The sequence below is a fragment of the Streptomyces sp. NPDC014764 genome, assembly GCF_043082785.1.
GTDB lineage: Bacteria > Actinomycetota > Actinomycetes > Streptomycetales > Streptomycetaceae > Streptomyces > Streptomyces althioticus.
In genome coordinates, this window is sequence record NZ_JBIBXY010000002.1 from 16,026 (window position 1) to 29,524 (window position 13,499).

The following is a 13,499-nucleotide window of genomic DNA, read 5'->3' on the forward strand; positions in this document are numbered from 1 at the left end:
CTGCCCGGCGCTCACTCCTCCGGCAGGTGCGCGTCCGGCGCGTCCGGGCGGTGGTCGGGGAGGCTGGAGCGGGTGGACGCGTCGTGACGCACGCGCAGGAACTCCAGGTACCGCTCGTACTGGTCGAGGGCGTCGGCGATGAGCTGCTCCTTGGTGTAGCCCATCACGTCGTAGTCCTGGTTGCCCTCGGCGAGACGGACCTCGAACCGCACGTAGGTGTCCCGCTTCTCGACCGACCGGGTGGCGAAGGCGGGGGTGGGGCGTTCCACGGGCCACACCTCGTAGAGGAACACGTCGCCCTCGCCGACGGGGACGCGCAGGCCGACGTGGGTGAGGCCGCTGTCCTCGACGGTGCCCTCCAGCATCTCCGCCTCGGCGCCCTGCTGTCGGAGTTCGTGCGCCACCTCCTCGAAGGCGGGCCGGGCGGTGTGGTCCACGAACCGCGCCGCGGCCCTGCGTCCGGGGAACGACATCGCGCGCGCCAGCCGGTGCCGCCAGTTCGGCGCGCCGGGCAGCCCCTGCTGCACGGTGCGCCCGGAGAGCGAGCCGGGCAGCGTGGTGACCCGCGCCTCGACCTTCATTCTCTCGGTTCGCAGGGCGAGATAGAGGCCCGCCATGATGAGGAACATCACGAACGAGAAGGGCAGGCCCATGATGATGGTGGCGTTGGTCAGGGCCTGTACACCGCCGACGATGAGCATCGCGAGGGTCAGCAGACCGGTCGCCACCGCCCAGAAGATGCGCAGGTAGGTCGGCGCGTCGGTCATCGGGGTGGGCAGGTCGGCGCTGAGGTTGCCCATCACCAGGGCGCCGGAGTCGGCGGAGGTGACGTACAGCAGCAGGCCGACGAAGGTGGCGAGGCCGGCGCTGAACGTGAAGCCGGGGAACTGCTCGAGCAGGGTGTAGAAGCCCTGTTCGGGCACGTTCATGGCGGTGTCGCCGAACTCGGTGTTGCCGTCGCGCACCAGGAACAGGGCGCTGTTGCCGAAGATGGCGAGGAAGAGGCCGGTGAAGAGGAACGGGATGACCAGCGTCGCGGCGACGAACTCGCGCAGGGTGCGCCCGCGTGAGATGCGCGCGAGGAACAGCCCGACGAACGGCGCCCAGGCGACCCACCAGGCCCAGAAGAACAGGGTCCACGCGTCGAGCCACTCGGTGGGCTGGTCGTAGGCGAAGGTGTTCAAGGTCTTCGACGGGAAGCCGCTGACGTAGTCGCCGACGTTCTGCACGATGGCGTTGAGCAGCCGGAACGGTTCGCCGACGACGAGGATGTAGAACATCAGCAGGGCGGCGAGCAGGATGTTGAGCTGCGACAGCCGGCGGATGCCCTTGTCGACGCCGGACACCGCGGAGACGGTGGCCATGCCCACCGCGATGACGATGAGCGCGATCTGCGCGGTCAGTCCTTCGGGGATGCCGAAGAGCGCCTTGAGCCCGTAGTTGAGCTGCACCACGCCGATGCCGAGGGTGACGCCGATGCCGAAGACGGTGCCGATGATGGCGGCGAGGTCGACGGTGTCGCCGATCCGCCCGTGAATGCGGCGTCCGATGATGGGGTACAGCGCGGAGCGGATGGCGAGCGGCAGCTTGTACCGGAAGGAGAAGTAGCCGAGCGCCATGCCCATGAGGGCGTACATGCCCCAGCCGGTGATGCCGTAGTGGAACAGCGTCCAGACGACCGCCTCCCGGGCGGCTTCCAGGGTCTCCGGGTCGCCCTCGGGCGGCGCGAGGTAGTGGCTGACCGGGCCCGACACCGAGAAGAACATCAGGTCGATGCCGATGCCCGCGGCGAAGAGCATCGACCCCCAGGTGAAGAGGCCGTAGTCGGGCTTGGAGTGCTTGGGGCCGAGCTTGATGGTGCCGTACTTGGAGGCGGCGATGAAGATGACGAACAGCAGGTAGAGGGTCGCGGCGAGGAAGTAGTACCAGCCGAACCAGCTGGAGATCTTGCCGACGACGACACCGATGGCGTCCTCGGCTCCTGACGGGGTGATGATGGCCCACAGGGAGATCGCGAGGACGAACAGCGCCGACCCGAAGAAGACGACCGGCTTGATCCGCACCTGGCCGTTCGCCTCATCCTCGGGCGGTTGTTCTTCCGGTGTTCTGGGGCCCTTCTCACCAACGTTCGACACGTCGCACTCCTTCTCGGCCTCCGCTGCCGGCCGCCGCACCGGCCGTCCGGCCCGCGGCGTGGGCGCCCGGATGGTTTCCGGCCACCGAGGCGCATATACCCAACAGTCCCGCCGTCACCACGACTCGGCCGCCGGGGAAGTTTTCACACGTCGCGGCGGTCGCGGACCGCTCACCGCGTCGCCTCCCGGCCGGACGGACCGGACCGGCCGGTGATCAGGTCGGCGGCGCGTTCGGCGGCGAGCAGTACCGTCACCATGGGGTTGATGGTGGGCATTGTCGGAAAGACCGAGGCGTCGACGACGCGTACGCCCTCGGCGCCGCGCAGCCGCATCTCCGGATCGCACACGGCCATCGGGTCGTCGGCGGCGCCCATCTTGCAGGTGCCCGCGGGGTGGTAGACGGTGTGGGCGACGCGGCGGCCGTACTCCGACAGGTCGGCGTCGGAGGTGACATCCGGGCCGGGCGCCACCTCGCGGACCAGCCAGTCCTTCAGCGGGTCGGTCGCGGCGACCTCGCGGGCCACCTTGAGCCCTTCGACGACGGTGCGCTCGTCGTGGCCCTCGGGGTCGGTGAAGTAGCGGAAGTCCAGGGCGGGATGCTCGGACGGGTTGGAACTGCGCAGCCACATACGGCCGGTGGAGCGGGCGCGCGGCACGTTCGGCGTCATGCACACACCGTGCTCGGGGACGGGGTAGCCGAGCCGTTCGGTGTTGACGGTGAACGGCACCTGGTAGAAGTGGAACATCAGGTCGGGCCGGGGCTGCTTCTTGTCCATGCGCAGGAACAGACCGGCGTCGGAGTCCATCGCGGAGTTGGGCGGCAGCGGGCCGCGGGTCTCCCAGACGATCACCGACTCGGGGTGGTCCAGCAGGTTCTCGCCGACGCCGGGCAGGTCGATGTGGACGTCGATGCCGAGGCGGCGCAGGTCGTCGGCCGGTCCGATGCCGGACAGCATCAGCAGCCGCGGGGTGTCGATCGCCCCGGCGCACAGCAGCAGTTCACGGTTCGCGCGTACGGTGGCGGGCTCGCCGTCGGCGCCGCGCACCGCGACCCGGGTGAGCCGTCCCTTCTCGTCGGTGAGCAGCCGGTGCGCCCAGGTCTCCAGTTCGAGCGTGAGGTTGGGGCGGTCGAGCACGGGGTGCAGATAGGCCACGGAGGCGGAGGAGCGCTTGTTGCCCTCCGGCTCGTAGGCGAGGGAGAAGAAGCCGGTGCCGTCGGCGAAGGGCTCGGCGTTGAAGTCGTCGACGACGGGCACGCCGGTGGCGCGGGCGGCGGCGGTGACGAAGTCCTTGGCGATGGGGTTACGGTCCGCCTCCGCCACCGGCACGATGTTGGTCTGCAGCCGGTCGCGGTACGGCAGGATCGTGCCCGGGTCCCAGCCGGTGCACCCGGCGGCCACCCAGTCGTCGAGGTCCTGCGGCAGCGGCAGGAAGCTGATGAGGGTGTTGTGGGAGGAGCAGCCGCCGAGGACGCGGGCCCGCGAGTGCAGGATGTGGGAGTTGCCGCGCGGTTGTTCGACGGTGGTGTAGCCGTAGTCGAACTCCGAGCCGAGCAGGTTGATCCAGTTGCGCAGGCGCAGGATGCGGTCGTCGCCCACGTCGCTGGGTCCGCCCTCGATGACGCAGACGCGGCAGTCGGGGTCCTCGCTGAGGCGGGCGGCGAGCACACAGCCGGCGGTGCCGCCGCCGACGATGACGTAGTCGTAGTCCGACTCGGCGCCGTGAGGTGTGATGGAGGCCATGGGCTGCCTTTCTTCGGAACCATGGGGTTGGAGGGCCGGTGCTGTGCGGGCGGCTCAGCTGCCGCCGCTCTGGCCCTTGAACCAGCCGGAGGGTCCCGGGTTGAGGTTCTGGTAGATGTGCTTGGCCTCCTGGTACTCGCGCAGGCCCGTGGGACCGAGCTCGCGCCCGACGCCGGAACGTCCGAAGCCGCCCCATTCGGCCTGCGGTACGTAGGGGTGGAAGTCGTTGATCCAGACGGTGCCGTGCCGCAGCCGCTGCGCGACGCGCTGGGCGCGGCTCGCCTCGGAGGTCCAGACACCGCCGGCGAGTCCGTAGCGGGTGTCGTTGGCGAGTTCCACGGCCTCGTCCTCGGTGCGGAACCGTTCGACGGTGACGACCGGTCCGAACACCTCCTCCTGCACGATGCGCATGGAGCGGTCGCAGTCGGCGAAGATCGTCGGGAGCAGGAAGTAGCCGTTGCTCAGGGCGGGGTCGTCGGGGCGGGTGCCGCCGGTGACGAGACGGGCGCCCTCCTCCTTGCCGAGGGCGATGTAGCTCTCGACCTTCTCCCGGTGTTCGGCGGAGCTGAGCGGCCCGCTCTCGGTGCCCTCCTCCAGGCCGTTGCCCAGCCGGATCTGACGGGCGCGTTCGGCGAAGGCCTCGACGAACCGGTCGTGGATCGAGTCCTCCACCAGCAGGCGTGACCCGGCGGAGCAGACCTGACCGGCGTGCAGGAAGGAGGCGTCCAGGGCGTAGTCGACGGCGGCGTCGAAGTCGGCGTCCGCGAAGACGATGTTGGGGTTCTTGCCGCCGAGTTCCAGGGCGATGTTCTTCGGGCCCTCGGCCGCGGCGGCCATGATGGCGCGCCCGGTGGCCAGGCCGCCGGTGAAGGACACCAGGTCGACCTCGGGGTGGGAGGTCATGGCCGCGCCGACGGTCGCGCCGGAGCCGAGGACGAGGTTGGCGACGCCGCGCGGGGCGCCGGCCTCCTCGATCAGCCGGAACAGGGCGATGGTGGTGAGCGGGGTGATCTCGCTGGGCTTGAGGACGATGGTGTTGCCGGCCGCCAGCGCGGGCGCGACCTTCCAGGAGGCTTGCAGCAGCGGGTAGTTCCAGGGGGCGATGAGCGCGCAGACCCCGACGGGCTGGTGGACGACGCGGCTGAGCACGTCGGGGCCGACGTCCACGACGCGCCCGCCGTCCTTGCCGGCCAGCTCGGCGAAGTAGCGGAAGGCGTTGGCGACGTCCTCGACGTCGAAGCGGCCCTCGGCCAGGGTTTTGCCGGTGTCGAGGGTCTCCGTGCGGGCGATCTCGTCGATGTCCCGCAGCAGCAGGTCGTGCACCCGCATCAGCAGGTCGGCACGGCGCCGGGTGGGGGCGTTCGCCCAGTCCTCCTCGTCGAAGGCACGGCGGGCGGCCAGCACCGCCTTGTCCACGTCGGCGGCGTCGGCCTCGTCGACAGTGGTGATGACGGAGGCGTCGTACGGATTGATCACCTCGCGCCGCCCTCCGCCGGCGGCGGTCGTCCACTCCCCGTCGATGTACAGCTCACCCATGGCGGGCGCCTCCTTAGCATCCGACCGGCACCGGCTCGGGCGGCCGGCCGGCAGCACGGCCCATCGTGCGGTCGACGGCCACGGCGCGCACGGCCACCGCCGCGTCCGGGTGGTCCGGGTGACTCGGCCGGGCTAGCGCCGGGCGGAGGACGGACCGTCCCTGGCGGCGAGGAAGGACGACGCACGGGTCGGCGAGAAGGGGCGGCCCGCGCGTTGTGTGGGCCGCACGTATGTGTGGGCCGCGTGACGGGACCGCAGGCCGTGTGTGAATTCTTCACACGACCGCGTGGCGTTCACCACAGCACCGCAGCAAAGCAGGACGACCGAGGAAGCGGCACACCCCGCCGACGGCCGGAATGACGGGGATTCAGCCCGACAGTGGCACGTGGAAGGGCCATGGCGCGCGCCACATCGATGGCGGACCGCCCCGTCCCACCTGATCTATGATCGTTCAATAGTTGACTTCATCGCGCTTGCAACTGCTCCCTGATGATGTCCGGTGACCCGGAACGCACCCGTCGGTGCGCGTCCCGTCGCGGTACACGCAGGAGGAAAGGTGATTCGTATGGCCCTCGGACTGCTCCGGCGTCGACGTTCGGGCAGCGGCCGCAAGGCCGCACCGGGCGCGCCGCTGCCCCTGCCGGCCGGCGCCGGCGCGTACAGCTGTGAGGTCGTCGATCCCATGGGGCAGCCCTTGGGCGGTGCCGAGGTAACGGTGACCGCCTCGGACAGTCACCGGGTCGCCGCCCACGGCACCACCGATCCGTACGGCCTGTTCATGGCGGCGCTTCCGCCCGGCTCCTACAGCGTGATGGTCACGGGCGAGGGTCTCACCCCGGCCCGCAGCGACGTCGGCATAGCCGCCGACACCGCCCTCCCCCCGGCGCGCGTCGCGCTGCTGCCCGCACGCCAGCTGGAACTGCCGTCGCCCGGCACCTGGATGTTCGACCCGCCGCACACCGCGATCCGCTTCATCGCCAAGCACGTCGGCATGGCGCACGTGCACGGACGCTTCACCCGCTTCACCGGCGGTATCCGCGTCGCGCCGGACATGCGCGACTCCCAGGTGTCGGTGCGCATCGACGCCGCCAGCATCACCACGGGCAACAGGACCCGTGACAACCACCTGCGCTCCGCCGACTTCCTCGACGTCGAGCACTACCCGTACATCGACTTCATCAGCACGCGGTTCGTCTACCAGGGCGGATCGAAGTGGACGCTGCACGGCACGCTCACGATGCACGGCACCAGCCGCTCCGTGGGGCTGGACACGACGTACCTCGGCACGGTGAACGGCGGTTACGAACAGGAGCTGCGCTGCGCGGCCCTGGCGAAGACGGAGCTGCACCGCGAGGACTTCACCCTCAACTGGCGCTCGATGCTGGCCCGCGGTATCGCTGTCGTCGGTCCGACCGTGCAGCTGGAGCTGGACGTCCAGGCGATGTACCGCACCTCGGAGACCCCCACGCCCCCGGAGTAACCTACGCGGCCCGGCGGGCGGCGGCCTCCCGATTCACGCGTGGTGGTCGGGGATCACCTCGGTCGCCGACTCGAGGACCTTCTCCACCCACAGGACCGCGCTGCGGACGGCTCCCGCCTCCGCGACCAGAACGTCAGGCACGTGGGACTCGTAGAAGCGGAGGTACCCGACGGTACCCACGGTCGTCGTGCGCGCACCGAGCCACAGCACCATCCTGCGCAGGTCGTCGAACTCGTCGGGGTGCGCCTCCTGCCGCACGGTCAGCGCCCACTGCGGCCCGTCGGAGCACAGCTCCCCGACCAGCGCACCCCCGATCCGCAGCGCCGGACCCCGGTCTGTCCACAGAGGGTATGCGTAGCCGTCGTCCTGCCGGCCTCCCTCTTCCCCCAGGTGCCATCGGAGCAGGGCGAGGTCCTGCGGCGGGAGCGAGCCCGGCAGGTCGAGCGTGAGCTGGAACTCGTAGATGTCGGCCATGATCAAAAGGCTACGAGTCCCGGCGCCGGCGCCCTTCACCCCGGCCTCACGTCCGTCGCTCTGCTGTCAGTGCGTGGCGGCGGACCAAGCCGAAGTCGAGAGCCGCAACCACCCGCTACGGCACGCTTCGTTCCACGGCGCCCGGGACGACCGAAACACGTGCGTTCGACGCGCGCTTCGGCGCGTTGAACCCGGTGCGTGGTCATCACGAGATCACCGCCCCTGCACGACCCGCCTCCTACCAGCGCCCTCGGGACAGGAGCAGCCGTGACGCACATCGAGCAGCAGACGCGTTCCGCGTGGGACGCCTACGGGCAGCACCACTTGAAGCGCGGTACGCCCTTGCCGGACCTGGACCGGATCACCTGGGGCCCCGGCCTGGACGGACCGGGCGACGAGGTCCTCGGCGACCTGGAGGGTCTACGGGTCCTCGACCTGGGCTGCGGTACGGGGCGGCACGCCGCGCATCTGGCCCGCGCCTACGGCGCACTGGTCGACGGCGTTGACGCCTCTCCCAGCCAGATCGAACGGGCCCGCGCCCACCATCCCGACGTGCCGGGATTGCGCCTGTTCCACGCGGACGCCGTCGATCACCTGCGCCAGGCGGAGCCGTACGACGTGATCTACTCCGTCAGCGCGGTCCACTTCTTCGACCCGCACCGCCTTTTCCCGGCCCTGGCCGGTTCGCTGGCTCCCGGGGGCCGTCTGCACTTCACGGTGTTGCACACCAACTCGGATGGTCAAGGCCCCAGTTCGACGCCTACGCCACGCACAGAGCTCCTGCACCTGGCGGGCGGGGGCACCCTCACGATGCACATGTGGGTCCTCGCCCCGGACCTGTGGGAGTCCCTGCTCACCCGACACGGCCTCGAGGTGCGCGGCGTCACCGCCCTGGACGCTCCGGAGGAGAGCAACCGGGCGTCGTACCGCTTGTTCGAGGCCCGGCGACCTGACCAATGATCGGTGCTGGTGCCCCATGCGCAGCGGGACGCCTGGCGCTCCAGGGCTAGCACCGAGTCCGCCAGGTCGTACGGTCCGGCCGCCCCCGACGTCTTCGCACCAACGGCGTCGGAGGCTTCCGCGTACAGGGCACAGGATCCGGTAAAGGTACGTCAGCGGCACGTCGACCGGGCCGAGGATGTGATCCGTGTCCGGGTCGACCCGCCGGTCCAGGTAGCGGAGCAGGTCAGCGTCCGTCTTGTCGAAGTCGAAGGGATGGGCGACCGGTCCGGCCAGGCGGCGGTCCTGCCGCAGCAGCCGTAGCGCGTGATCGGACATGCCACGGAACGTAACACCGCCCGTTGGCCGCCGACTGGTGGCTCCTGCCGCGGAAGGCCGTGCGCCGCGTAGACGCTCGGGTACGCGCGGCTGATCACCTACAAGCCGGACGGCTAGTCGGGGCGAGCAACGCCGTCACCCGGCGAAGGCGTCCACGCCGGTCAGCTCCGCCGACAGGGCCCACAGCCGGGCCGCCTGCTCGGGGTCGGCCGCCCAGTCCTTCACCCCGACGCGCTCGCCGTCGGCCGGGGCCGGCTCGGCGACGTCGCAGTCCTCCAGGTACAGGCCGCCCAGGCCCGCCAGCTGAGGGGAGGTCGCCGCCCACACCTGGGTCGCGGCGCCCTGCTCGGGCGTCTTGAAGCCGGACTGGGGGATTTCGTTGCCCTGCTCGTCGATCCAGCCGTTGGCGATCATCTCCTCGCGGGGGAGATGGCGCTGGAGGGGCGTGAAGATGCCGCCGGGGTGCAGCGAGAAGGCCCGGACACCGCGGTCGGCCGCGAGCCGGTCCAGGTGGACCGCGAACAGAGCGTTCGCGGTCTTGGCCTGCCCGTAGGCCTGCCACTTGTCGTAGCCCTGGCGCCACTGGACGTCGTCCCAGCGGATGCCGGAGTAGTGGTGGGCGCGCGAGGACACCGACACCACCCGGGCGCCGCCGGGCTCGATCGCCGGCCACAGCCTGTTGACCAGGGCGAAGTGCCCCAGGTGGTTGGTGGCGAACTGGGCCTCCCAGCCGGGTCCGACCCGGGTCTCCGGGCAGGCCATGATGCCGGCGCTGTCGATCATGATGTCGATGGTCCGGCCCTCGGCCAGGAATCGTTCGGCGAAGCCGCGGACGCTGTCCTGGTCGGCCAGGTCGAGCTCGTCCACCTCGACGCCGCTCAGACCGGTCAGCGCCTCGTCGGCGGTGGACCGGCGGCGGGCGGGGACGACGACGTGGGCGCCGGCCCGGGTCAGGGCACGGGTGGTCTCCAGGCCGATCCCGGAGTAGCCGCCCGTGACGATCGCGAGCTTCCCGGTGAGATCGATGCCCGCCAGGACCTCGTCCGCGGTGCTGGCCGCTCCGAAACCGGAGCCGATCTTGTGCTGTCCAGTACTCATGTCCGAAACGCTACGAATTGGAGTGCTCTCGAAGTCAAGCGGACGGGGGGTGGTGCGTCCGGACAGGGAAGAGCCCCGGCCGGATGGGGGATTCTTGCCGAGGCGTCGGGGGTGGGTGCGCATGGCGGTCGAGGGCAGCTGCGACGGACCCGACCGGAAGTGCAATCTGGACGGTGCTCAGGCGACCTCGTCCGGAGGGATATGAATACGGCTGACGTGCCGGATCGCCCTCGACGGACGATTACGCCGGCCTCCTTGACGGCCCACGGACGGGAGTGCCAGCTGTGGCGGCGGTACACGTCCAACGTGCGGCTTCGCTGCTCCAGGGTGTCGTCAGGAAGAGCCAGAAGGCCCGAGGCAACGGTCTCGACCGCCACGGGCGCTCGAGAGACGCGTCCGTGCCGTCCCAGACGTGCCCCATCACGCCCGGCCCAGCACCCGCTCCAGCCCGTACCTGCCGCGCAGGACCTTGCCCACGGCGCACTGCTCCACCGTCCAGTTCCCTTGACACTCCCCGTGACAGTGCCGGGTGCATCAACCGCGGATCAGCCGTACGCCGACGACGACCGAACGGCCTGCGGCGCTGACCCGGTGGTCGCGACCGCCCCAGGACGACCGGTCGCCGGTGAGCACTCACGGATCGACCACGGGTTTCCGGGCGATACCTCCCCGTATGACATCACCGACGATCTGGCGCTCCGCATCCGCAGGAAATCCCCTTTCCGGCACCACCGGTTGTCACAGGCAAGCGTTATCCTCGCAAGGCGCTTGTGACACGTGTGTCGTACGACAACGGGGGGGTGTCCATGCTCGGCCGGGATCAGACGTTCCCGCAGGACTGTCCTGGGGGTCATCAGGGCATGTCGACGGGGGCGGGGGTCGACGTCCAGCGGCAACTGGAGTCGCTGATCCAGGACTTCCGCGCGGGCGACCCCCCGATGCCGGTGATCGTGCTGCACGCGGAGGACGCCGCCGACGACGACCGTGTGACGGAGCTGGTCGACGAGCTGCGCGAAGGGCAGCAGAGTCACGGTACGCGCCTGGCCGTCGCCCCCACCGAGCCGCCGCAGAACGACGCGGACCCGGACCCCACCGCCCAGGCCGTGCGGCTTCTGCGCGATCTGGGCGACAGCCGGAAGTGGGGCGACCGGTCCGCGTCCTACCGCCCCTACTCCTTCCCCCGGCTAGGACTGGTGCGCGCCCTCCAGGACGCCGCCGACGACCCGGAGATGGACGAGCACTGGCCTACGGCCCCGGCGGGCACCCCGGACGGCAACGCCCAGCGCGAGCAGGCCCAGACCCAGCTGCTCCGCATCCTCGCCCGGCAGCGCTGGCGTCCGCGCCGGCCCGCGCGCCGGAACCGGCAGGCGCTGCTCAACGACGTGCAGCAGTTCCTCCCCGCGGGCGTCCTGGGCGCGCTCACCTCGCTGCTGACCCGCCCCGAGTGGTACGTCGCCGTCCTCGCGGGCATCGGTCTGATGATCCTGCTGGCCGCGCTGAACCACGTGCCTGGTCGCGCACCCCTCTTCCTGTGGCTGCGCAGGGAGAGCCGCTGGTTCCTGACCACCACGTTCCTCCAGTCGGCCGCCCGCCGGCAGTCGACCAGCGTGCGGCTGTTACGGCCGGTCCGGTCCTGGCGCGCCATCGCAGCCCGCGCCTACGACGTCGCCGAGGCCATGCGCGAAGGGGGCGTGTTCCCCCTCCAGTTGCACGTGCTGGCCCTCTTCGAGGACCTGCGGGACAACCACAGACGCGCCAGCTGGGATCTGCGGGGCCTCAAGCGGACCCGGCCGCCCGTGCTGATCCTGCGCCAGGTGAGCCTCGAGAACGGCGGCATCGAGCTGATCAGGGCGGTCAGCGACGTCCGCAGCCGACGCAGCGAACTGGACCCGCTGCTGATCGTCGCCGGCGTGGCGGCGGACGACGCGCCGCTGCTCGACCGGGGCACCGGCACCGGCACACCCCCGAACGGCGTCAACTCCCGTCCCCCGCTGCTCTCCCGCCCCGCCCGGCTCCAGCAACGCCTGCGGCACTGGTACGACGAATGGGCCGGTAACCTACGGGCCGACCAGTCCCCGAGCCGGACCAACGCCCTGCCCTGGGTCCTGCGCATAGCCCTCCCCCACGAGGAGCTGATCCAGCTGCGGCAGGCGGACTGGCGGTGCGTGCGGGCCCGGCACCGTCCGCCCGTGGCGCGGATCGTGTGGTCGGCGTACAGCCTGGCGCTGGTCCTCGCGCTGGCCGCCACCGTCGGCGTCGTGCACGCCCGTGACCTGCACCGTACGTACTGCTCGGCAGGTCTGCTGACCGCCGACCGCGACACCGAACTGCGTCCCGCGCCTGGCGGCGGCACGGAGTGCGTCGGCATATCGGCGGGCGACGTGCGGTTCGGCTCCCACCTCAAGGGCGGCTCCGACTCGGAGGGCGGGCGGCTGCGCGAGCTGGAGAAGCTGGTGCACGCCGAGAACGACAAGGTGCTGCGCGAGAATCCGCGCGCCTACGTCACCGTGGTCTACGCGGGTCCGCTGAGCTCGGCCACGGTTGACCCGTCCCTGGTCAAGGGCGCGGAGGAGCTGGCCGGCGTCTACCTCGCCCAGCGCGTGGTGAACGAGAACTACCGCGTCAAGCTACGCGTGTTGCTCGCCAACGGCGGCGCGGACATGGGCCACCAGCGCTTCACGGCCGGCGCGATCGCCCGCTATGCCGACCGCGATCCGACGGTCGTCGGTGTCGTCGGATTCGGCCGCGACCTGCAGAGCAGCCCGGCCGTCACCCGACGGCTGCAGGAGGCGGGCCTGCCCATCGTCTCGGGCACCAACTCGGCGACGTATCTGCCGGAGGACTTCTCCAACTGGTTCAGCCTCGCGGCCCCCGACGAACACCAGGCGCAGGCGCTCGGCCTGGTCGCGCGGCAACTCCACGGCAAGGGCGAGGCCCCGCACGCGCTCGTCCTGGCCCGCGACACCAAGGCGTCGCAGGACCGGTACACCAGCGAACAGGCCCACTACGGCGGGGAGATGCTGCGCAAGGAGGGCTTCCGGCTGCTGCCCTCGCGGACTTACCGGGTGGCGAACGGCAAGCCCGAACTCCGGCTGCACGCGGAGAGCATCTGCCGGGGTGAGGACGTCCCGTCGGTCATCTACTTCGCGGGTCGCGTCGAGGACATCGGCCCGCTGATGACGCAACTGGGTGTCGAACCGGGATGCGCGAACCGGGAGATCTCGATCCTCACCGGGGACGACCTGAGCAAGGCCAAGTTCTCCGGCGTGGGCGGCAGGGACGGCGTGGCCCCGCGCATCACGCTGTACCACGCGGCGCTGGCGGAGCTGCGGGAGGCGGCGTCCGGCACCGCCTTCTACCAGGACGCCGCCCAGCACCTCCCGTGGCTCGAGCCGGGCGAGGCGACCTACGACTCCCCCGGCTTCGCCAGCGGCCAGACGGCGCTTTCCCACGACGCCACCCGCGCGCTGTACTGGGCGGCGAGCCTCGGCGACGTACGTCAGAGCCGCGCGGCGACCTGGGTCAACCTCAGGGTCGTCAAGCTGGAGGGCATGGCCACCGGCACGATCGACTTCACGGACGCGCCGCTGTTCGGCGAACGCCACGGCCACAGCATCGTCCTCGCCCGCGTCCGCAGGACACCGGAGGGCGTCTCGAAGGCGGAGGTGCTGTGCAGCAGGCCGGCGGGGGTGAGCGAGCCGTTGGACGTGAAGCAGTGCCCGATCGGGTGAGGTGGGCAGGCCTCGACCGAGGGCT

8 protein-coding genes are annotated in these 13,499 nt (G+C 70.8%); 3 read left to right on the plus strand and 5 right to left on the minus strand.

All coding sequences use genetic code 11. From position 1 onward, the window contains the following. Positions 1 to 11: 11 nt before the first annotated feature. The 3 genes from betT to ACF1AG_RS05235 form a co-directional block, all read right to left on the minus strand. Positions 12 to 2,135, minus strand: a complete 2,124-nt coding sequence (gene betT / locus ACF1AG_RS05225) for a choline BCCT transporter BetT (protein WP_391809336.1) — start codon at positions 2,133 to 2,135, stop codon at positions 12 to 14. A gap of 170 nt (positions 2,136 to 2,305) precedes the next feature. Further along, positions 2,306 to 3,877: a GMC oxidoreductase gene (locus ACF1AG_RS05230; RefSeq protein ID WP_359601243.1), complete on the minus strand. Its 1,572-nt coding sequence runs from the start codon at positions 3,875 to 3,877 to the stop codon at positions 2,306 to 2,308. A 54-nt stretch (positions 3,878 to 3,931) separates the two neighbouring features. Further along, entirely contained in the window at positions 3,932 to 5,413 is a 1,482-nt protein-coding gene (locus ACF1AG_RS05235; RefSeq protein WP_387797401.1) for an aldehyde dehydrogenase family protein, read from the minus strand. 565 nt (positions 5,414 to 5,978) lie between these two features. Here ACF1AG_RS05235 and ACF1AG_RS05240 point away from each other — a divergent pair. Continuing rightward, positions 5,979 to 6,893, plus strand: coding sequence for a YceI family protein (locus ACF1AG_RS05240; RefSeq protein ID WP_359601245.1), 915 nt, complete (start codon positions 5,979 to 5,981; stop codon positions 6,891 to 6,893). Between the two features lie 33 nt (positions 6,894 to 6,926). Here ACF1AG_RS05240 and ACF1AG_RS05245 read toward each other — a convergent pair whose 3' ends face one another. Then, positions 6,927 to 7,367: a hypothetical protein gene (locus ACF1AG_RS05245; RefSeq protein ID WP_387797399.1), complete on the minus strand. Its 441-nt coding sequence runs from the start codon at positions 7,365 to 7,367 to the stop codon at positions 6,927 to 6,929. 267 nt (positions 7,368 to 7,634) lie between these two features. Between ACF1AG_RS05245 and ACF1AG_RS05250 the strand changes: the two genes are divergently transcribed. After that, complete coding sequence (locus ACF1AG_RS05250) at positions 7,635 to 8,327, plus strand: class I SAM-dependent methyltransferase (RefSeq protein ID WP_359601247.1); 693 nt, start codon at positions 7,635 to 7,637, stop codon at positions 8,325 to 8,327. 453 nt (positions 8,328 to 8,780) lie between these two features. On the opposite strand, the gene ACF1AG_RS05255 is transcribed toward ACF1AG_RS05250, so the two are convergent. After that, complete coding sequence (locus ACF1AG_RS05255) at positions 8,781 to 9,743, minus strand: SDR family NAD(P)-dependent oxidoreductase (protein ID WP_359601248.1); 963 nt, start codon at positions 9,741 to 9,743, stop codon at positions 8,781 to 8,783. A gap of 860 nt (positions 9,744 to 10,603) precedes the next feature. Here ACF1AG_RS05255 and ACF1AG_RS05260 point away from each other — a divergent pair. After that, complete coding sequence (locus tag ACF1AG_RS05260; RefSeq protein WP_359601249.1) at positions 10,604 to 13,474, plus strand: ABC transporter substrate-binding protein; 2,871 nt, start codon at positions 10,604 to 10,606, stop codon at positions 13,472 to 13,474. The last annotated feature ends 25 nt before the right edge of the window (positions 13,475 to 13,499 follow it).